Genomic DNA, 20,978 nt, shown 5'->3' with positions numbered 1-20,978 from the left:
CGGCCCCAACCGACAGTTACCCCAACTCGAACAGCTCGCGCTGCGCGCGGGGCCGTCGAAAGCTGGGCGCCTGCTCGATCGGCGTGCTGGTCGTGTCTTCGAGGCCCAGGCGGCGACGATGGGCCTGAAACAGGGTCTCGATCGCCTGCCACCGCGGACCTTGCCCGCGCATCCGCGAGCCGAACCGGGCGTCGTTTCGCTGGCCGCCGCGCATGTCCTCGATCGCGCGAAACACCTTGGCGGCTCGCAGCGGCACGGCCTCGGTCAGGCGCTCCTCGAACACGGGCAACACCGAGCCCGGCAGCCGCAGCAAGATCATGAACGCCCAGCTCGCCCCCGCTTGCTTGGCGGTCGCGAGCAGCTCGGGGATCTGATCGTCGTTGAGTCCGGGGATCACGGGCGAGACCGAGATCCCGACCGGGACCCCGGCGTCGGCCAGCGCTCGCATGGCGGCGAAGCGGCGACTCGGCGGGCTCGCCCACGGCTCGATCTTGCGGGCCATGGCGTCGTCGACGAATCCGATCGAGAGCGTGACCGAGGCCGCGGCCTCGCGGGCGAGCCTGGCCAGCAGCTCGGCGTCGCGCCGCACCAGCGCGCCCTTGGTGATGAACGACGCCGGGTTGCGGTAGTCCACGCACAGCTCGAGGCACGCGCGGGTCAGCCCATACGCGGCCTCGAGCGGTTGGTAGCAGTCGGTCACCCCGGAGAACATCAGCGCCTCGCCCGTCCACGAGCGGGACTCGAAGCGCGCGCGCAGCAGCTCGGCCGCGTTTTGCTTGACCACGATCTTGCGCTCGAAGTCGGTCCCGGCCCCAAACCCCAGGTACTCGTGGCCGGGCCGGGCGTAGCAGTAGGCGCAGCCGTGGTAGCAGCCCCGGTACGGGTTGATCGACCAGCGAAACGGGATGTCGGGGCTGTCGTTGCGATTGACGATCGACTTGGCCTGCTCCTCATAGACCTCGAGCTTGGCGTCCGGCGGTGGGCCGAGCCACTCGACGTGGGACGAGAGCCACGGGTTCGGCGGGTTCGCGAGCGGGCGGGGCACGGCGGCTCTACTGCGCGACGGGTCCGTCGTCCGTGCCCGAGCACAGCCCCAGGATCGCGTCGACGTCGATCTGCCCGGCGAGCCCGAGCAGCTCGACGTAGGCATGCAGGTGCTGGTACGCGGCCTGGGCCGCGTAGCTCGGCGGCAGCTGGGTGTTGAGCTGGCCCGGCAGCACCCGCGCGGGCGGCTGCTCGTACTCGACGCCGTGGCGCTCGAGCTCCTCGCCGAGCGCCTCGATCACGACCCGGATCACGGTGGGCTCGACGACGTGCGGTCGGTAGAGATCCGCCAGCCCGACCAGCGTCTGGGTGTCCCACAGCGCGGCCGCGTGATCGAGGGAGTTGTGGATCAGCTCGAGCTGCGCGCCCAGCCGCTCGCTGATGTAGATCGCAAAGTCACCGTTGCCAGCGGTGGGCCCGGCGAAGGCCATGCAGTGCAGCTTGGCGTGGCGGGCCGGATCCCAGCCGACATCGCGGGAGGCGCCGCTACCCTGGGTATCGCGCAACCACAGGGCCACGACCGTCGCCAGCGCGCCGCCGAGCCCGTGACCGACCACGTGCACGGGCAGCTTGCGATCGCCGTCGAGCGCATTGACGGACGCGGCCAAAAATTCTGCGAGGCTCCGGCCCGCGCCGGGCAGCTGCTCGTCCACGGTCAGCTCGCGGATCACGTCGAGCTGCCGATGGATCCCGCTGCACACCGCCGGCGCCAGGTCACCCGGATTGCGGGCCCAGACCCACGGCTCTTGCTCGAACCAGCCCAAGCTCTCGACGCTGGGATCGCACACGCAAAGCGGCGCGCCTCCGCGGATCACCACATAGCACGCGTCGTCGTCGGGTCGGCGCGAGCGAGTCACGAACACGACCAACGCGGGCGCGCTCGGTTGCCACCACAGCCGAAAGCTCGCCGGGCCCCACACGATCTCGTGATCCTGTGTGACCGGTAGTTCGGCCAGCCAACCGGCGAGGCTTCGATGCAGCGCGCTGGCTCGCCGAGCGGACTCGCCAGCCGCCCCCGCGTACGCCACGAGCGACAGGCACAGTTGCACGCGGTCCGCGTCGGCCCCCATCTGCCCGACGCTATCACCAGCCACGCGAGCGGTGACCTCGCGCTCACACCGCCTTGCTTTAAGATTGGCTCGCTACCGCACCGTCGCCTCCCACGGCCGCTGCGGGCGCATTGGAGCACACCGAAAAATCCGCGCCCTGCTGATCTAGTCGAACAGCAGCTCGGGAACCCGGGTCGCCACGAGCGCGACGACGAGCAGCACGAGCGCGACCGGAGCCGCGAACACCCCGAGCAGCCGCCGGCCCGCGGGCGCGCTGGGCTGGCCGATCCAGACCACCGCCTGAACCAGACCGACGAGCGCGAGACCTGCGAGGAGCCAACGCATCCGCGCCTTCTATACCTCACCTGTGCTCACCCGCGCTCAGCCGACCGTGCGTCCGCGGGGCCAAATTTGGTGCCCACGAGCGGCCGGGATACAAGCCAGCGATGCTCGCCAGCCCCGGCGCCGAGCTTGGCTATGGCCTCGCTGCGTTCCTTGGCGCGGTTCAGGGCGTCGCCGAGTTCCTGCCGATCTCGTCATCGGGGCACCTGTCGCTGGCCGAGGCCTGGCTCGGCGTCGACGCCGAGGCGGCCGGCCACAGCTTCAACATCGTCGTCCACGCCGGGACCTTGCTGGCGGTGTTGGTGGTGTTCCGCCGCGATCTCGCTGAGCTCGTGCGCGGACTGCTGGACCCCCAGGCGATCGCCTGGGCCCGCCCCATGTGGCTCGCGCTGATCATCGGCTCGCTGCCGCTCGGCGTGGTGTTGCTGCCCGGGGTCGAAGAACTGGTGGTCCGCATGGAGGGCGAGGTCCGCTGGATCGGCGCAGCGCTGATTTTGACCGCGGCGTTGCTGGCCTTCACCCACCGCAGCCGGCCGCCGACCGACGATCGAGCGTCCGCCCCGCGACTGCAGCATGCGCTGCTGATCGGCTGCGCGCAGCTGCTCGCCGTGACTCCGGGGGTGTCCCGCTCGGGCTCGACGATCGCGGCGGGTCTCGCCCTCGGCCTCGGCCGCGCCCGCGCAGCTCGGTTCTCGTTCCTGCTGAGCATTCCGGCGATCACGGCCGCGACCGGCAAGGAGGCCCTCGATCTACTTGGCGGCGACGCCCCGACGCACGTCGCCGCCGGGCCGTTCGCGCTTGGCTTCGTCGTCAGCTTCGCGGTTGGACTGGTGTCGCTGCAGCTGCTGCTACGTCTGATCGAGAAGGTCGGCATGCTGCCGTTCGTCCCCTACCTGGCGGTGCTCGGGACGATCGCGCTGGTCGTTGGCTGATACCGCCGCGTCGAGTTCAATGCAGCGGCTTCGAGGTCACCCGCGCGCCGGGCCCGACCTGATCGACCTGACCGCGACCGCTGACCCCCGAGTGCGTGAAGCTCTCGTCGAGGATCTCGAGCAGCGCGACGGCCTGCTCGTTCGAGCTCGCCAGCGCGAAGCAGGTTGGGCCGGCGCCGCTGATCGTGCACGCGAGCGCGCCGGCCTCGATCGCGTTGATCTTGGCGTCCATGAACCCGGGGATCAGGTGGGCGCGGGCGGGCTCGACGAGTTCGTCGACGATCGCCTCGCCGAGCAGCGCGAGGTCGCCGGTGTGCAGCGCGTGGACCAGGAGGGCCAGGCGGGCCGACTGACGAACTGCGGCGTCCAGTCCGACCTGGTGCGGCAACACAGCGCGCGCGTCGGCGGTCTTGACCTCGCATCCAGGGGTGTAGATGGCGAGCCACAGATCTTCGGGGACCGGCAGCGACACCACGCGCAGCGGCTGGGTGGCGGCGATCAGCACGATGCCTCCGAGGATCGCGGGCGCGACGTTGTCGGGGTGCGGGCTGCCGCAGGCGACCGCCTCGCCCGCGCGGGCTGCCTCGATCATGGCGTCGTTGCCCACGTGCAGATCCAGGGCTCCCGCGGCGGCGAGCAGGGCCGCGCACGCGCTCGCGCCCGATGAGCCCAGACCGCTGCCGAGCGGCAGGCCCTTGTCGAGCTCGAGCTCGACGCCGAGCGTGTCAGCCACACCCGCGCGCTCGAGCATCGCGGTGACCGCCACGCAGGCGGTGTTCTGATCGGCGGCCAACGGCAGGCGGCCGCCGTCACCGGTGATCTTGGTCAGCACCACGCCAGGTTGTCGACGCCGACGCGCCCGCACGGTGTCGCCGGGACCGTGGACGGCGAGCCCGAGGCAGTCGAACCCAGGTCCGAGGTTGGACACGGTCGCGGGCGCGTAGGCTTCTACCCACGGATGCGGCCACGCACGCTGGTCGTCGCTCATGGGGTGGCCCTAACGGCGCAGGGCGTCGTCGATCCACGCCTCGAGGCTGCCGCCCCACAGCAGTGGCGTGACGTGGCGTCCGTTGACGTACACGGCCGGCGTCCCCTGAATGTCGAGGGTCTCGCCGAGCGCACGATCCTTGGCGACCGCGAGCTTGCTGCTCTCGGACTGGAAGTCGGCCTTCCACTGTTGCAGATCCAGGCCCTGGATCTGGCCGGCGTAGCGCTCGAGATCTTCGTCTTCGAGCTGGGTCTGGTGGTCGAACACCAGGTCGTGCATCTCCCAGAACTTGCCCTGACGGAACGCGGCCTCGGTTGCCCAGGACGCGACCTCCGCCCGCGCGTGCATGCGCAGCGGGAAGTGCAGGTAGACCAGGCGGGCCTGGCCGCGATACTGCTGCACGGCCTTGCGCAGCTTCGGCGCCTCCATCTTGCAGTGCGGGCACTCGAAGTCGGCGAACACCACGACGGTCACCGGGGCGCGCTCGTTGCCGTAGACCGGCCGGCCCTCGGTGGGGATTTCATACGGCGTCAGCGCGCGCACGACCTCGTCGATGTCGAGCTTGACGTCCGAGGGCGTCGCGCCGCTGGCCAGGCGGTCGGCGATGAACTGGGCGACGATCATCGAGTTGCGGCAGTCCTGATCGACGCGCAGCGAGGTCGCCAGCGAGTGCGGCTTGTCGCACGCGCTCTGCTCGGTGTTGATCATCGTATAGAAGGTGGCCTGCTGGGTCTCGCTGAGCTTGCCCAGGTCGACGCCCTTGGCCACGCGGATCATCTGATCTTCGGGCGGCGGCGGCAGCTCTTCACGCTCGCGCTTGGGCCGGACCGGCTCGGTCCGGCTGGCCCCCGAGGTGTCGGGCTGATCCGGACCTGGCGGTGTGCAGGCGGTGCAGGCTGTCGTCGCGACCACAGCGCACAGCGCCGTGATCAGAGCCAGGGAAGCGCGGTCGAACAATTCGCGGATGCAACGCATCTTGGGCAGCTGTCGCGTGGCGCGACGCGCGGGAACGCTAGCGCAGCGCGTGGGAGCCTGCAAGCGGGTCCGGCTGGCCGGGCCCTGCTCCCGCTTGACGCTGGCGGCCTCAGGGGCGATATAGCCGCCCTCAGGAGAAGCCCGTTGACGAAGATTTTAGTGACCGTCAAGCGGATCCCAGATCCGGACGAGAGCCTCAAGTTCGCTGGCAGCGAGCTCGATCTCTCTTCGGTGAAGTGGGTCCCGAATGCATTCGACGAGTACGCGGTCGAGACCGCGCTGCGGCTCGCCGAGGACGTCAACAACAAGAAGAGCAAGCTGGCCGAGATCATCGTGCTCTCGATCTGCCCGCAGAAGCAGCGTCAGCACATGACGCAGTTTCTGGCGATGGGCGCAGATCGTGGCGTGATCGTCGACGCCGACGACAGCGAGCTCGACACCGCGGCGATCTCCAAGATCATCGCCAAGGTCGCGCAGGACGAGGGCGTCGACATGGTGATCACCGGAAAGCTGTCGCAGGACAACGAGGGCAACCAGGTCGGCCAGCGCGTGGCCGGGCTGCTCGGCTGGCCGCAGGCCTGCTTCGCGGCCGAGATCGACTGGGATCAGAGCGGGAACACGCTCAGCGTCCACCGCGAGGTCGACGACGGCGTCGAGGTCAAGAAGCTGCCGCTCCCGGCGGTCGTGAGCGTCGACTTGCGCGTCGTGCTGCCAACCAGCGTGCGCAACGGCGTCAACCCGGCGGATCACAAGTTCACCGACGGTCCTCGCCTCGCCTCGCTGCGCGGCATCACCATGGCCAAGCGCAAGAAGGTCGACGTCAAGACGCCGAGTGACCTGGGCGTGACCAACGCTGGCGGCGAGTCCACGGTCGCCGTCAACAAGCCGCCCGGTCGCATGGCCGGCCAAATGATCGGGTCGATCGAAGAGCTGGTCGAGAAACTGGCCACGGAGGCGAAGGTCCTATGAGCAAGGTACTCGTTGTCCTCGAGACCGCTGGCGGCAAGCTGCGCCCGCACTGCCTGCCCGGCATCGCGGCGGCCAAACAGATCGCCGACGCCCGCGGGATCCCGCTGCACCTGCTGGTGCTTGGCGCGGACGCCTCGGCGGCCGCCGAGATCGCGGCGGCCGGCTACGGCGCCGCGACCGTCCACACGATCCAAGATCCCGCGCTCGAGCCGTTCACGGCCGAGGCCTGGGCCGACGCGATCGTGCACGCGACCAAGACCGTGGGTGCGTCGGTGATCGGTGGCACCGCCAGCTCGACGCTGCGTGACTGCCTGCCGCGCGCGGCGGCGGTCCTCGACGCGCCCCTGTGCGCCGAGGTCGTGGCCGTCAAGAGCGGCGACACCTTTACCCGCCCGATCTCGGCCGGTCGCGCGCTGCTCGATGAGAAACTCAGCGGCGAGATCGTGTTCTTCACGGCGCGCGGCAGCGAGTTCGAGCCCGCGGCGGCCGGGGCCGCGGCCTCGGTGTCCGCGATCGACGGCGTCAGCGTCGACACCCGCGGCGTCGAGGTCGTCGGGATCCAAAAGACCCAGAGCAGCCGCCCCGCGCTGACCGAGGCCGATGTGGTCGTCTCGGGTGGCCGCGGCATGCGCGAGGGACCCAACTTCAAGGTGCTCGAGGACCTCACCGATCTGCTCGGTGGCGCGCTCGGAGCCAGCCGGGCCGCGACCGACGCGGGCATGGTCCCCGCCGATCTCCAGGTCGGCCAGACCGGCAAGATCGTGGCGCCCAACCTCTACATCGCCGTGGCGATCTCGGGGGCGATTCAGCACCTCGCTGGCATGAAGGGCAGCAAGACGATCGTGGCGATCAACAAAGACGCGGAGGCGCCGATCTTCCAGGTCGCCGACTACGGTCTGGTCGCCAAGTGGGAAGACGCGCTGCCCCGCTTCGTCGAGCTCGTTCAGGCCCGCAAGTCCTAGCGGGGGTCTGGGCCTAGCGGCCCAGTTCGCTGCCCACGCTGAGCCAGTCTACGAATGGCGCCTGCAAGCGGGCGAGGAGTCTCGCCCGAGCTGACAACAGCCTGCAAGCGGGCGAGGAGTCTCGCCCGAGCTGATAACCGCCTGACCCGAGCTGATGACAGTTGGGCGGTCAGCTCGCCGATCGTCGGCGGAAAAGTGTAAAACCATAGACGTTGTCGCAGGGAGACAAGCGCGGCGCCGATGTGCCGGTGCCGCGGAAGACGGCTGTCACGGGCAGTCACGTGTTGCTGCCCAGCGCGATCCCGGCGCGTCGCCTGCTCGCGGCCGTGGGCTTGGCCGCGCTCGCCCACCTGCTGAGCAGCTGGGGGCTGCTGCAGCTGCTCATTCATGGCCAGGCGTGGCTCGATACCGACCTCTCGGGATCGCTGCTGCTGGTCGTGTCGCTGACCGGGGTCGCCGCGCTCATCACGGCCGATCTCGCGCGCCGCCGCGGCATCGATCAGGCCACGCGCACGGCCCCGGCGGTGTTTGGGCTGCTGCCTCCGTTCTTGAGCGTGGCGATCGGGCTGCCGTGGGTGTGGGCGGGCAGCACCCTCGAGTTCGAGCGGGCGCTGCTGAGCACGGTCCCGCTGCTGGCCGCCACGACCGCGCCGGGGTTGGGGATCGCGCTGACCCTCGAGCACGCGCTGTCGGCCGTGGCCGTGCGCCTCGGTGAGGCCGACGCGCTGGCACGCCGCGCGACCGGCGGGCTCGGGCCGATCCCCCGCCGCGGACGCCTCGAGCCGCCAACCCTGACGGGCCGGCTCGTGCGACTGGTGGTCGGGCTCGCCGTCGCGACCTGTCTGCTGGTCCTCGCCCACGCGATCGTCCAGAGCAACGGCGCGCAGAACTGGGGCGAGAGCTGGTTCGGATATCGGGGCTCGTGGATGGCGCTGCTCGGCGTGACCGCGGTCGTCATCATCGCCGTGCTCGCGGCCGCGAGCGCCGGGCTCAGCCCTGGCCGCGACGTCCAGGCGCTCGCCACCCGGCTCGACGCGATCGGCTGGGACGACGCCGCCGGGACCAGCATGGCGATCAACATGGCAGCCAGCGCCGACGCCCGACCGCTGGCCAGCTCGGTCCGCATCACCAGCTTCGACGCCGTCGGCGATCTGTTCTCCAACCTCGAGCGGCTGCGGGCCCGACTCGCCGAAGACGTCGGCACCTACCAGCGCGCGCTCGACCGCACCCACGAGGCCGACGCCTCGAAGCGCGAGTTCTTGGCCGCGGTCAGCCACGAGCTGCGCACCCCGCTCAACTCGATCCGCGGGTTCGCCCAGCTGTTGCTCGAGACCGAGCTGACCGAGTCCCAGGCCGAGGATGTGCGCCTGATCCTCGCGGGTGGGCAGCAGCTACAGGATCTGATCGAGGACATCCTCGATCTGTCGATGATCGAGAGCGGCGAGCTCGAGCTGCGGTTCGCGGCCTGCGACGTCGGCGAGCTCGTCGAGCAGATCGTCGACATCCACCGCTCGCAGGTGCGCGAGCGCGGGGTCGAGCTGGCCGCCGACATTCAAGGCGAGATCCCCCCGGTCGTGTGCGACGCCAAGCGCATTGGCCAGGTCGTCACCAACTTGCTGAGCAACGCGATCAAGTTCACCGAGGCCGGCCGCGTGGGCGTGCGGGTCCGGTATGAGCCGCGCCGCGGCACGGTCGCGATCGCGGTCGCGGACACCGGAGTCGGGATCGCGGCCGACGAGCTCGGGGCGATCTTCGAGGAGTATCAGCAAGTCGGCGCGACCAAGCGAAAGCAGCGGGGCACCGGGCTGGGCCTGGCGATCGCGCGCCGCATCGCCGCGGCCCACGGCGGCTCGCTGTCGGCCAAGAGCCGGCTGGAGGTCGGCTCCACCTTCACGCTGCGGCTGCCGCTCGAGGCCGCTCTCGACGATGACTCCGTGTCCCAGCGGGGGCTGACGTGAGCGCGCCCCCGCCCTCGCCCGTGTTCGGTCGGCTCGCGGTCGAGAAGCGCGTGGTTGGCCTGCTCGCGGTGCTCGGCACGCTGCACCTCGGGTGTCTGGCGACGTGGGTGACCTCGAGCCTCGAGGCCCACACCTTCGCGGCGCTCTCGCGCGGGCCCACGCTGAGCCTGATGGTCGGCTTGGCCGTCGCCGCGCTGGTTGCGAACGCCCTGCACGTGTCGCTGCGGCTCCCGCAGACCCGCTGGGCGCGTCACGACGGCAACCCTGGCCCGAGCCCGGCGCCGCTGGGCTTGGCGGGCGCGCCCTCGCTGTTGGTGTGGCCGTTGCTGGCATGGCGTGACCGGCGGGCCCGCGCGCAGGCGGTCGAGGCTCGCGCGTCGCGAGCCGCCGACCAGCCCGATCACGAGGTGGAGCTGGGCTTTCGCGAGCTGCTCGCGATGCCGCGGATCGCCGCGACGAGCTTCGCGGTCTGGCTGACAGTTGCGACCCTCGCCGTCGCGGCGGTGATCGCCCGCGACACCAACGTCGACACCGGCACCCTCACCACCCTCGTCGCGCTCTCGCTGGCCTCGCTCGCGCCGCTGGTCAGCCTCGCGACCAGCCGGATCCGCGCGATGTTGGTGCCCGAGTACCTCGCTGCCCCGCGCCCGGATCCGCTCGCGCTGCCCAACCGGCGCAGCCTCGCCCTGCGGCTTGGCGGTCCGGCTGGGCTCGCGCTGCTCGGTGCCGTGATCGTCCCTGTGCTCGCGGGCGCGCTGTGGACGGAGCGCGTCGCGCTGATCGAAGCCGGCGAGGTCGCTGAGCGTGCGTCGCTGTCCTTGCTCGCGATTGCGCAGTCGGGTGACCAGCGAGCAATTGACACGATGCTGGCACAACACCCTGATCGGGGTCTGCTCACCCCGACCGAACGGTTCGGACGAGTTCCCGAGCAGCTAGGCGACGCGCGCGGGCTGGTCGACCTCGACCAAGACGGCCACGTCGACCATGCAATTAGCGCGGACGACGAGGTGGGTATCGCGTGTGTGGCCCTGGCCCCGCGCGCGTCAACGCCACTATCGGCGTGGTTGGCGATTGTCGCGCTCGCGCTCATTACTGGCTACGCCGCGCTCGCCCTGTTGCTGCGCGACGTCGAGCGAGACCTTGGGCGTGCAAGCCGCCAAGTCGCGGCCGTCGCAGGTGGCGAGATACCCGAACCAATGGCGGTCGAGACCTTCGCCACCGCGGAGTTGCGGGGCCTCGTCGCCGCCGTCGACCGCCTCGTCAGTCGCATCACCGACGCCAACGTCCACAAGTATGTGCTGATCGAGCACGGGCATGAGGCCGACCGGCTCAAGAGTCAGTTCCTCGCCAACATGAGCCACGATCTGCGCTCACCGCTCAACTCCGTGCTCGGCTTCAGCGAGCTGCTGACTGCCGGGATCGAGGGTGAGCTCGAGGCCCAGCAGCTCGAGATGCTCGGCACCATCCACCGCACGGGCAAGGACCTGCTCCAGCAGATCGACGATATCCTCGACACCGCCAAGATCGAGGCGGGGCGGATGGAGCTGCACCGCGAGCCAACCCCGCCAGCGACGTTGATCTCGCGCGCGATTCGCCGCGCGCGCGTGCGCATTGGTCAGCCAATCGAATTCGAGACCAGCTTTGCCCCAGGCCTGCCCCCCGCGTTTGCCGATCCTTACCGGACCACCCAGGCGCTCGAGAATATCCTGCTATTCGCCGCCGAGGGGCTGCAGAACGGCACTATCGAGATTTGCTGCGAGGCCCAGCGCGACGCCAGCGGCGGCCGCGAGATCGTCATTCGCGTGGTCAGTCCGCGCGCGCTCGTGCCCCTCGCCGAGCTCGAGCAAGCCCGGCGAGGGTTCTTCCGCCTGCCGGGCCACACCGGACTCGGGCTCGGGCTGCCGATCGCCACCAGCATCATCGAGTTGCAAGGTGGCAATCTCTCGACCGAGGCCGGCGCGAGCAGCAGCCTGGGAAGCCGGGCGGCGATGGGCTTCCAGCTTCGGTTGCCCGCGCTCGAGCGCAGGCGCGTGCCCTCTCGGCCACCCGGCGATTCAGCTTAGAGCGCCGTGGGGGCGACACCGCACGCCAATTGGCGGGGTCACGCCGCGCTCGCGGTCGCGCCATATTTGCGCTCGCGGTTCGTGCGCCTGACTCGATTTTCGTTGTTCGTACGACCACCAGTAAAAGCACACTTTCGGTCAACGACGATCACCCGTTGCCAAACGAGCGTCTCGCGGACATCTCGGTCGAAGGATCAGCGACGTCACAGCAAAGACTCGTCATTCGCGCGGTCGTTGATTCGGTATCGAATGGGGGCAAAACGACACACATCAATATCGGGCCAATTTCACAACAACCACACCCGCGATCACATGCAATAGTCTCGCAGTCATGTTCTCGCATCGGACGGCATGGGACGCCTCGCCCAACCGGCTCGCACACGCGCGCCTCCACCATCAGAGCTGCGGACGCACGGCGCTCGACCTGTCGTGCAGCAACCCGACCACGCTCGACCTCGCCTACGACGAGGACTTCTACGCCGAGCTGTTCGACGCCCGCGCGATGGCCTACGAGCCCGAGCCGTTCGGGCTGCGGGCGGGTCGCGAAGCGGTCGCCAACCAATATTATGGACGTCGGGGCATGCGGATCAGCGACGAGCGCGTGTGCCTGACCGCGAGCACCAGCGAGAGCTACGCCCACCTGCTCGCGCTGCTGTGCGATCCCGGCGACGTGATCCTGGTTCCAAGCCCGAGCTATCCCCTGCTCGACTACCTCGCCGAGCTCGCCCGCGTGGAGCTGGTCTGCTACCCGATCAACTACGACGGGCACTGGTGGGTCGACACGGCGGCGCTGGCCGAGCTCGTGCGCCGCTATGGCTCGCGGGTCAAGGCCGTGGTCTGCGTGGCCCCCAACAACCCGACCGGCTCGTACCTGACCCACGAAGAGCTCGACGCGATCGAGAGCCTGTGCACCAACGCCGACCTCGCGCTGATCGTCGACGAGGTGTTCTCGGACTATCCCCTGTACCCGGGGCCCCGCCGCGTCGGCTCGGTCGTCGGCGAGCGCGAGTGCCTGACCTTCGTGCTGTCGGGCCTGTCCAAGGTCGCCGCGCTGCCCCAGTTCAAGCTCGCGTGGACGGTCGCCTGCGGACCCGATGAGATGGTTCGCCCGGCGCTCGCGCGGCTGTCGATCATCGCCGACACCTACTTGAACGTCTCGACCCCGGTTCAGCACGCGCTGCCCAAGATCTTCGAAGCGAGCGAGCCGATGCAGAGTCGGATTCGCCGACGCATGCTCTCCAACCTCGAGACCCTCGACGCCGCGATCAAGGACAGCCCGATCTCCCGGCTGCGCGTCGAAGCTGGGTGGTCGACGATCATCCGGCTCCCGCACCTCGGCGAGCTCGATGACGAGGGGTGGGTGCTGCGCATGCTCGAGCGCATCGATCTGTGGGCCCAGCCCGGCTCGCTCTACGACATGCAGGGCTGCCACCTGGTGCTCTCGCTGCTGACCCCGCCGCACCAGCTGGCCGAGGGCCTGTCGCGCGTGGTCGCCTGCGTCGAGCAAGAGTGCAGGTGCTAGATCGCTAGCCTCGGCTGGGCATCGCTCGGTAGAAGCTGCTGGAGACCAGCGCCGGAAACCAGCGGCTGATCGGTGGCGTAGACTCGGCACATGCGCCGACCACGTCTCGCCGTCGCTCTGGCCCTGCTGCTCGTGCCGCTCGCGCAGGGGTGCTCCTCGCCCTCGAGCGAGGTGGCCCACAGCTCGGACCCGGTCACCAACACGCCCGCGGCGGCGGCGACCCATCGTGTGGATCCACCGGACCCGCCGATCGACGCGGCGAAGCTCGAGGCCGCGGGCGGGGTCGCGTACTTCGCTGGCGGCTGCTTTTGGGGCGTCGAACACTTCCTAGAGCAGATCGACGGGGTCTTGCGGGTCGAGTCAGGCTACATGGGCGGCCACCTCGACAATCCCACGTACGCCGACGTCTCGAGCGAGACCACCGGCCACCTCGAGACCGTGCGGGTCTACTTCGACCCCGAGCGGGTCAGCTACGAGGCCGTCGCCAAGCGCTTCTTCGAGATCCACGATCCCACCCAGGCCAACGGCCAGGGGCCGGACATTGGCTCCGAGTACCTGTCGGCGGTGTTCGTGACCGGGCCCGAGCAGCGCGAGGCCACCCAGGCCCTGATCATGCGCCTGAAGGACCGTGGCTATGAGGTGGTGACCAAGGTCGAGCCGGCCGCGAGCTTCTGGCTGGCCGAGGATTATCACCAGAACTACTACGTGAAGCACAACAAGCAGCCCTACTGCCACAGCCCGGTCGACCGCTTCGGCGATCAATAGCGGCGCCGATCCGATTGAGCTGCGTGGCCCCGCGGCCCTATGCTCTGCCGGCAGCAGCCACGCGCCGTCCGGATCGCCATGAAGCCGCCTCGGTCCACGCCGTCTTCGGACGCATCCGTTCATCACCGCGACGAGACCGAGCAAGCCGGCGTCGACCTGCTCAGCACGGAGCCGCACGAGCGAGGGGTCGACGCGGATCCGTCGACGTCCGGCGAGCGAGTGCGCGGCGCCGGGCGAGGATCGAGGCTGGGTCGCTACGTGTTGTTGGACCGGATCGGCGCGGGCGGCATGGGGGTCGTGCACGCGGCGTGGGATCCCGAGCTCGATCGGCGGGTCGCGATCAAGCTGATCTCGGATCGCCGGCCCGCGCTGCACGGCCAGCTGCGGCTCCGCCTGCGCCGCGAGGCCCAGGCGATGGCCCGCCTCCATCACCCCAACGTCGTGCAGGTCTACGACGCGGGCGAGACGGACGGTCGCCTGTTCGTCGCGATGGAGTACGTCGACGGGCTGAGCCTGCGGCGGTGGTTACAGGCGCGCGCGCGCACGGGTCCAGCGATCCTCGCGGCGTTTCGGCTCGCGGGTGAGGGGCTCGGGGCCGCCCACGCGCGCGGGATCGTTCACCGTGACTTCAAGCCCGACAACGTGCTCGTCGCGAAGGACGACCGGGTCCTCGTGCTGGACTTCGGCCTGGCCAGCTGGGTGTCGAGTCCAGGCGCGGGGCTCGACGAGGACGCTCCCGACGGCTTTACCAGCCCCGCCAGCCCCGCCAGCCCCGCCAGCCCAGACAGTCCCGCCAGCCCAGACAGCCCAGACAGCCCCGTGGGTCGCGGCGGGTCGCGGCCGCTCGCCGAGGCGATCGAGACCGACTTCGGCCAGCTGACCGCGACGGGGGCCGTGCTCGGGACCCCGGCCTACATGGCGCCCGAGCAGCGACGCGGGCGCCCGATCGACGCACGCAGTGATCAGTACTCGTTCTGCGCGGCGCTGTGGGAGGCGCTGTCGGGCAACCTTCCATTTGGGCGCGGCGAGGTGGTGCTGGCGCGGGCGCGGACGGGCCAGTTCTCCGCGTTCGAGCGCCGCGACGTGCCCGCCACGGTCGAGCGAGCGCTGCGCCGCGGGTTGGAGTGGCACGCCGACAAGCGCTGGCCCGACATGCGGGCGCTGCTCGACGCGCTCGAGCCCCCGGTGGCCCGACGCCGCTGGGTATTCGTCGTGCCCGCGATCGCGGCGGGCCTGGCCGCGCTCGCGGTCACGCTCGTGGTCCACGAAGCCAACCGCGCGCCCCCACCCGCGAGCGTCGACGTGTGCGAGGACGGGCGCGAGCGGGTGACGGCGATCTGGAACCCGAGCAGCGCCGACGCGCTCGCGCAGGAGTTCGTCACCCGGGGCCGCCTCGCCGATCAGACCTGGCCGTACCTGCGGACCGAGATCGATCGCTGGACCAGGCGCTGGCTCGCGGCGGACACCGAGCTGTGCCAGCGCTACCGCCGGTTCTCCGCGCTCGACGGCGGCGCGCATCTCCAGCAGGTCGCGTGCCTCGATCGCCAGCTCTCGCACCTCGAGCTGCTGATCGAGCTGCTCGCGACCGTGTCCGAGGATGAGATCTCGAAGTCCTTTGACCTGCTCGCTACCTTGCCGAGCCCGCAGCACTGCCGCGAGGCCGGCGACTATCAGCCCGAGCGCGCGCCAACGATCGTCGATCCGGCCGAGCTCGCCGCCCTCGATCGTGCGATCGCCCGGGTCGAGCTCGAGCATCAGCTCTCGCGCCGCGACAGCGTCGACGAGGCGAGCCAGCGGCTGCTCGCGCAGACCGACGCGCCAGGGTTCGAGGCGCAGCACCGACGGATCGCCGCGCTGCGGGCCGGCGTGCTGATCGACACCCAGCGCGGACAGGAGGCCGTCGACGTGGCGATCTCGGGGCTCGAGGCGGCCGAGCGCAGCGGCCTCGCCTCGCAGCGGCTGCTGGCCCTGCTCGACGTCGCGCACATGTTCGCCCTGGTCCAGGACACGATCGCCGCCGAGCGCTGGCTGCGGCCGGCCCAGGCGCTCGCGGCCGAGCTCGAGCTCGATCGTGCGACCCGAGCCAAGCTCGCCACGACCGAGGCCATGATCGCGCTGACCGACGGCCGGTTCGCCGACGCCCTGGTTCGCTGGGATCAGGCGCTCGCGGCCACGCTGCCCGAGCAAGAGCGCTTCGAGTACATCGACCGGCTGCACCATCGCGCCACGACCTTGTTCATGGCCGACGCGGCGACCGAGGGCCTCGAGCTGCTGCGCCGCTGCGCCACGCTCTACGAGGGTCTGGTCGGACCCAACCACGAGGGCCTCTTACAGCTGCGACTCGACATCGCCCACGCGCAGGAGAAGGCCGGCGAGCGCGAGGAGGCTCGCGCGGCGTTCTTGGCCGTCGCCAGCGACATCGAGGCCGCGCGCGGTGGACCGACGACCTACTCGCTCGCGGCCCGCGGCCACGCGGCCGGCATTCGTGATCAGCTCGGTGACTGCGAGGGCGCGTTGGTCGAGCTCGAGCCGGTCCTCGCCGCGTCGCTCGAGCTCATGGTCTACCCCTCACCCTTGCTCGGCAACATGCTGCGCAGGCGGGTCAAGATCTGCGCCTACGCGACGCCCGAGGCGGTCGAGTACGCCGAGCGGACCCTGAAGCTGTACCGCGACGCGCTGACCGACGAGCACGCCGCGACCGCCAGCAGCTACGCGGATCTCGGCTACGCGCTGCTCGTCGCTGGTGAATTCGAGCGCGCCCGGATCGAGGTCGCCCGCGGGCTCGAGATCTACGCGGCGCTCGGACCCGACGCCGCCGAGAACGGCCCGCACATCCGCACGGCCGAGGCCATCCTCGCGCTCGTCCGCCACGCCCTCGGCGAGCCGGGTGCGCTCGACGGCGGGACCCCTCTGCTCGCGGAGCTGCCCAAGGAGTCACACATCACGGCGCGTTTGGCCGCTGCCATGGCCCAGGCCGCAGGCGCCCCAACTCCAGGGCGGGCCCCAATCCCATGATGACAACTGTGGCGATTAAACCTGGTATTGTCCGGTCATGGGCGTCAGCTATGGGTCACTTCGAGAATCCTATCCAACCGATCGCTCGCCGTGTGGAGACGGCTGGGGCAACCAGTGTGCGATCCGCATGAGCATCGCGCTGGAGGGCGCGGGGTTCAGCTTCAAGGGCTACGGCGATCCAATGTGCAGCCATGGGCATGCGCGCGGGGCCGAGTCACTCGCCAACCATTTGTGGCGCGAGTGGGGGCGACCGCAGGTGATCACCACGCCGAGCACGGCCAAGCGCGGGATCGGGACCTCGTCGGGCATCATCCTGTTCAAGGACATCGCCGGGTTCCGCGGTGGGTCTGGCGATCACATCGATCTGTGGAACGGGATCGGCACGATGACCGGCGAGTACTTCAGCGCGTGCAACCAAGTATGGTTCTTCCGCTGCGACTGATGATCGTGACCTCGGCGCTGGCGCTGGTCGCCTGCGTGCGGGGCAACACGACCGACACGCCCGCCAGCGATGGCGGTGACGGGTCCGCGTCGACCTCGACGGTGGCCCCCGTCGAGGTCGAGCCCAGCGAGGGCGGCGTGCCGCTCGAGGTGCGCCGCGCTGGCGATGCCCCCGAGAAGATCGAGCTCAAAGGTGTCCTGCTCGGGCTCGACCCTGACGACTGCGTGCTGATCGCAGAGCTCGGGTCGCAGCGGCTCGAGCACAGCTTCGAATTCCCGGCGGCGTGTCACTTTGCGACCGACGCCGCTGGGCGGCCGCGCATGGTCGAGACCGACACCGGGCCCGCGCTGATCGTCGAGAGCTCGAAGCCGATCGGGCAGGACTGCGACACCGCGCTGCGCGTGGTCGTGATCACGAGCGCGGGGCCGCGCTTGTCGAAGGCCGAACAACACGTGGCCATGTGCGCCCCCAGTGACTGGGACGAGCTCATGTTCCATGTGCTCGCCAGCAGCCCCGTCGCGTTCGGGACGCCTGGCGCGGAGCCGTGACGGCGACGACGGATTCGCCGTCGTCAACTTCACTCACGGCAGCGCGAGCGCGTCAGCGATGCGCTCGAGCTGCTCGGGCGTGTCGACGATCCGCTCGAGCTCGGTCAGCGACAGCGACGCGATCAGTCCTCCGCTGGTCCCCTCGCACGCAAACCCGAGTGGCTCGAGGCGCGCCGCGACGCTGGCCAGGAACGACCCGCCGGCCTGGCCAGGAACCAAGATCAGCAGCTGCCGCACAGCCGCGCCGCGGTCTTGCGCCTGGGGCACCACCGTCAGCGCCCACCATGGTGGGCCCGTCGCCGCGATGAAGGCGTAGCCGAGCCCGGCGCAGATCTGCCGCTGGCTGAAGTCGCCCGTCCAGTGGGTCACCAACCACTGCGCGAAGCTGTCGAGATCGCGGGACATCGTGCCGCTCGCGCGGGCGCTCAGGCGCTCGACCGCCGCGAGCCAGCGACGCATTCGACGACGGCGCAGGCTCAACGGAATTCCGACGCCCGCGAGGCTCGCCAGCGCGAGCGCGTCCATGATCGCCAGCTCGAGAGGCGGCGGCGCAGGCCCACCCAACAGCGCGCGCACGGTGACCACCGCCGCACCGACCACCCACAGCATGCCGACCCCTCCGATCACGAAGAACGGAACGAGGTCGGTCCGAGGGTCGCGGTTGTTGTGGGCCGCCAGCCGCCAGCGCTGATGCACGCTGACCCGACGCTCACGCTCGGCGCTGTCCTGTGCGACCCGGATCAGCTCGGCCAGCGCGACCTCGTCGGCAGCCAGCGCGCCCGCACAGTAGCGACACGCCAGCACCGGCGCGTCGGCCAGCAGCTCGCTCTGGCCGCCACAGGTGGGGCAGTGGACCGGCACGGTGCGCTCCTGCTCGCGCGCGGCTACGGCTTGGGCCCTAAACTCTCGCTGACGACGCTTGGCCAGCACGCCCAAGACCACAAACGGGGTCACGAAGATCGTCAACCCGAGCGCGATCGCGGCGGGGGTCTCGGGCAGCATCACCGCGCCCGCGACCAGCCAAGAAGCCACGAACACGCCCCCCCACCCGCGGCCGAACGAGCGGGTCACCTGCGCGAGCACGGCCTGCTCGGTCGCGTGATCCGTCTGCTGGCGGTAGCCACCCACGCGACGCTGGTGGGTGTGGAGGGCCTCGAGTAGCTCTCCCTCGATCCGGTTGACGCTGCCGCAGCTGGGGCACAGCACCGACGCGACATCGGGCGTGACCGTTGGCAGGCTCGATCCGCATTGAAGACAACGGAGCGCCGCGGCCATGCTTCGTTGTACGGGCGCGCGCCCAGCTTCGGCAAGGTCGCCCGGCATGGACCGCAAGCGCCGACGCTAGATGATCGAGTAGCTCAGCGTCTCGGGTGATGCCAACGGTCAGCGCCTCGCCGCCCTGCAGGGCCGCGTACAGCGTCACCGTGACCGGCCCGCGCCCCCTCCCGGCAGCGGATCCCCGAGGGGTTTGCCCGCAGCTGTGCGTCGATCTCTATGTCATAGCGGTCGACGACCCGACCGCCGCCGTCGACGAGCTCGAGCGTGAGCGCCTGCTCGTCGGGAGCCGGCATGGGCAGCGGCGCGAGCGAGCCCGTCGCGTCGCCGGGCTCGGCCAGCGTGACGGCCCAGCGCCCGTCCGGGTAGCGAGCACGCAGCGCGCCTCGGGTCCAACACGAGGGAGGAAGCGGCGACAGACGCACGCGCAGGACAGTGTCCAGCTTCCGACCGCAGGTCCAGCGCTCGGCATAGACCTGCTCGAGCGCCGGACTCGGCAGGTCATCATCGAGTCCGACGACCGGCAACCCGCTGACCGGCAGCCCCTCACAGCCATGCATGTCGCAGATCCGCCCAAGCCCCTCGCACTCGAGCCGCCACAGCCACCAATCATCGAGCCACTCGTCAGAGGAGATCCACACCCAGTCGTCGACCGCCCCGACGTCAGATCGCGCTTGGAATCGCTCGATCACGGCCACCTGCGAGTCGCCGTTCTCCGCGATCCATTGGCAGCGGGCGTCGTTGCTCGAGTCGTGCACGCCGAACCACAGCCCGCCGGTCGATGCGAGGATCTCGGGCTCGGGACGATCGGCCTCGGGCGACAGCAACTCCCGACACGCATACTCGTCGGCGTGCACGCTCGCCGTCGCGAGCAGCGTCAGGCCGAACGCGAGGGTCCGCGTACATGGCCAGCTCGACCTGCGGCCCGAGCTCGAGGACGCGACGCAGCGGCTCGGCACCCTCCGCTCCGCGCGAACTCGAGCTGCCCTCGCAGCGTCTCGGTCGCCGTCGCGCGCGGGACCATCACCCGTCACAAACCGCGACCGTCTCACCCAAGTAGGGCTCGACCGCGAAGTCGGGCCACGGCGCCTGCAGCTTCCAGATCGAGATGTCGTCTTCCCACAGCTGCACGTCGTCGTTGTCGCCGCTCGCGTAGGCGCCCCAGTGCCACTGACACACGTCGCTGGTCGGTCGCGCGACCTCGCCAGACAGCAGCTTCTGGCCGTCCTGCCAGATGTGGATCGTCTCTTCGACGAGGTTGATGTAGATGGTCGTGCGGACCCAGGTGTCCAGGGCGATCGTGGGCGGGTTGGGCTCGAAGGTCACGGTCCCGCCGTTGTTGACGATGTGCGCCGGGGTCAGGCGGTGGGTCGGCTCCTCGAGCCCGAGCGTGATCACGTTCTCGTTCCAGCCGCAGTCCGAGTTGATCGTCCAGTACGAGAACCACCGCCCGCTCCCGAACGTGTAGGGGACCGAGAGCCGACTCCAGTAGGTGTTGACGATCCCGTAGGGCGCGTCGGTGCCGACGCCGACGTTGGTGTAGGCGGGCAGCGGCGTGTCCCCGTCGAACTGGACCCCGCCGTAGCCGCGATGCGAGCTGCCGGATCCGCAGGTGATCGCCGACCAGTGCGACTGGGTGCCCGAGACCGCGAACTCGCTGGAGAAGCCGTTGGTGGTGCAGCCGCTCCAGTCCGGGTCGTAGCCGCCCGTCCAGGCGTCGTAGGTGCCCGACTCGAAGTCCTCGAACCACAGTAGATCGGCCTCGAAGCAGTCGCCGTCACCGTCGCCGTCGCCCGTGCCTGGCTCGCCGTCGCCGTCGCCGTCGCCGTCGCCGTCGCCGTCGCCGTCGCCGGTGGTTGAATCTCCGTCACCGTCGCCGTCGCCGGTCGTCAAATCTCCGTCGCCGTCACCGTCGCCCGAGTCGCCGTCACCGGTTGTCCCATCGTCCGTCCCCTCACTCGTGGATCCAGCCGTGCCGTCGCTACAGGCGAACACGGAGAGGACGAGGGTGCAGACCAGGGCGCGCGCGCGATGCATGGTCAGACGATACGCCAGATCGTTCGAGCGCATGCGAGCTGCGGTAGCGCGAGTGATCTCCGGCCGCGCTGCGAGGCTGGGGCACCGGACGT

The 20,978-nt window shown here is 70.1% G+C and carries 18 protein-coding genes; 10 read left to right on the top strand and 8 right to left on the bottom strand.

Annotated features, from left to right (window positions below):
• Positions 1–16 precede the first annotated feature (16 nt).
• From ENSA7_RS18345 to ENSA7_RS18335, 3 genes are all read right to left on the bottom strand, one after another.
• Positions 17–1,045 (bottom strand): PA0069 family radical SAM protein, encoded by a 1,029-nt coding sequence (locus ENSA7_RS18345; protein ID WP_244923841.1) that lies wholly within the window; start codon positions 1,043–1,045, stop codon positions 17–19.
• Positions 1,046–1,052: 7 nt separating this feature from the next.
• On the bottom strand, positions 1,053–2,138 hold the full coding sequence (locus tag ENSA7_RS18340; RefSeq protein ID WP_181233871.1) for a lipase family protein: 1,086 nt from the start codon (positions 2,136–2,138) through the stop codon (positions 1,053–1,055).
• Positions 2,139–2,258: 120 nt separating this feature from the next.
• Positions 2,259–2,438, bottom strand: a complete 180-nt coding sequence (locus tag ENSA7_RS18335; RefSeq protein WP_106090592.1) for a hypothetical protein — start codon at positions 2,436–2,438, stop codon at positions 2,259–2,261.
• Positions 2,439–2,539: 101 nt separating this feature from the next.
• Between ENSA7_RS18335 and ENSA7_RS18330 the strand changes: the two genes are divergently transcribed.
• Positions 2,540–3,367 carry an undecaprenyl-diphosphate phosphatase gene (locus tag ENSA7_RS18330; RefSeq protein ID WP_106090591.1) on the top strand — a complete coding sequence of 276 codons (828 nt, stop codon included), beginning with the start codon at positions 2,540–2,542 and terminating at the stop codon, positions 3,365–3,367.
• A gap of 16 nt (positions 3,368–3,383) precedes the next feature.
• Here ENSA7_RS18330 and ENSA7_RS18325 read toward each other — a convergent pair whose 3' ends face one another.
• Both ENSA7_RS18325 and ENSA7_RS18320 read right to left on the bottom strand, forming a co-directional pair.
• The gene (locus tag ENSA7_RS18325) at positions 3,384–4,355 is read right to left on the bottom strand and encodes a homoserine kinase (RefSeq protein WP_106090590.1); all 972 of its coding nucleotides are present in this window, start codon (positions 4,353–4,355) and stop codon (positions 3,384–3,386) included.
• Between the two features lie 9 nt (positions 4,356–4,364).
• Positions 4,365–5,330, bottom strand: coding sequence for a DsbA family protein (locus tag ENSA7_RS18320; protein ID WP_106090589.1), 966 nt, complete (start codon positions 5,328–5,330; stop codon positions 4,365–4,367).
• 144 nt (positions 5,331–5,474) lie between these two features.
• Here ENSA7_RS18320 and ENSA7_RS43845 point away from each other — a divergent pair, with 144 nt between their 5' ends.
• From ENSA7_RS43845 to ENSA7_RS18275, 9 genes are all read left to right on the top strand, one after another.
• On the top strand, positions 5,475–6,299 hold the full coding sequence (locus ENSA7_RS43845; protein ID WP_181233870.1) for an electron transfer flavoprotein subunit beta/FixA family protein: 825 nt from the start codon (positions 5,475–5,477) through the stop codon (positions 6,297–6,299).
• Complete coding sequence (locus ENSA7_RS18310) at positions 6,296–7,261, top strand: electron transfer flavoprotein subunit alpha/FixB family protein (protein ID WP_106090588.1); 966 nt, start codon at positions 6,296–6,298, stop codon at positions 7,259–7,261. Before ENSA7_RS43845 ends, ENSA7_RS18310 begins: the two co-directional genes overlap by 4 nt.
• Positions 7,262–7,509: 248 nt before the next feature.
• Complete coding sequence (locus tag ENSA7_RS18305) at positions 7,510–9,219, top strand: sensor histidine kinase (protein WP_146157832.1); 1,710 nt, start codon at positions 7,510–7,512, stop codon at positions 9,217–9,219.
• Entirely contained in the window at positions 9,216–11,282 is a 2,067-nt protein-coding gene (locus tag ENSA7_RS18300) for a sensor histidine kinase (RefSeq protein WP_106090586.1), read from the top strand. The genes ENSA7_RS18305 and ENSA7_RS18300 overlap by 4 nt, the downstream gene beginning before the upstream one ends.
• A 331-nt stretch (positions 11,283–11,613) precedes the next feature.
• Complete coding sequence (locus tag ENSA7_RS18295) at positions 11,614–12,804, top strand: pyridoxal phosphate-dependent aminotransferase (protein WP_106090585.1); 1,191 nt, start codon at positions 11,614–11,616, stop codon at positions 12,802–12,804.
• Positions 12,805–12,894: 90 nt separating this feature from the next.
• On the top strand, positions 12,895–13,569 hold the full coding sequence (gene msrA, locus ENSA7_RS18290) for a peptide-methionine (S)-S-oxide reductase MsrA (protein ID WP_106090584.1): 675 nt from the start codon (positions 12,895–12,897) through the stop codon (positions 13,567–13,569).
• 78 nt (positions 13,570–13,647) lie between these two features.
• Positions 13,648–16,584, top strand: a complete 2,937-nt coding sequence (locus ENSA7_RS45790; protein WP_181233869.1) for a serine/threonine-protein kinase — start codon at positions 13,648–13,650, stop codon at positions 16,582–16,584.
• Positions 16,585–16,621: 37 nt separating this feature from the next.
• Positions 16,622–17,026: a type VI secretion system amidase effector protein Tae4 gene (locus ENSA7_RS18280; protein WP_106090582.1), complete on the top strand. Its 405-nt coding sequence runs from the start codon at positions 16,622–16,624 to the stop codon at positions 17,024–17,026.
• Entirely contained in the window at positions 17,026–17,574 is a 549-nt protein-coding gene (locus tag ENSA7_RS18275) for a hypothetical protein (RefSeq protein ID WP_106090581.1), read from the top strand. Before ENSA7_RS18280 ends, ENSA7_RS18275 begins: the two co-directional genes overlap by 1 nt.
• A 33-nt stretch (positions 17,575–17,607) precedes the next feature.
• On the opposite strand, the gene ENSA7_RS18270 is transcribed toward ENSA7_RS18275, so the two are convergent.
• From ENSA7_RS18270 to ENSA7_RS43840, 3 genes are all read right to left on the bottom strand, one after another.
• Complete coding sequence (locus ENSA7_RS18270) at positions 17,608–18,849, bottom strand: hypothetical protein (RefSeq protein WP_146157831.1); 1,242 nt, start codon at positions 18,847–18,849, stop codon at positions 17,608–17,610.
• An 83-nt stretch (positions 18,850–18,932) separates the two neighbouring features.
• Entirely contained in the window at positions 18,933–19,808 is an 876-nt protein-coding gene (locus ENSA7_RS18265; RefSeq protein ID WP_106090579.1) for a hypothetical protein, read from the bottom strand.
• Between the two features lie 64 nt (positions 19,809–19,872).
• Positions 19,873–20,886 carry a hypothetical protein gene (locus ENSA7_RS43840; RefSeq protein ID WP_181233868.1) on the bottom strand — a complete coding sequence of 338 codons (1,014 nt, stop codon included), beginning with the start codon at positions 20,884–20,886 and terminating at the stop codon, positions 19,873–19,875.
• Positions 20,887–20,978 lie beyond the last annotated feature (92 nt).

Origin of the sequence: Enhygromyxa salina (assembly GCF_002994635.1) — a bacterium.
In the GTDB taxonomy this organism is placed as follows: Bacteria; Myxococcota_A; Polyangia; order Nannocystales; family Nannocystaceae; genus Plesiocystis; species Plesiocystis salina_B.
Note: the sequence above shows the minus strand (reverse complement) of the source record. Positions and strands in the feature narration are given on the sequence as shown.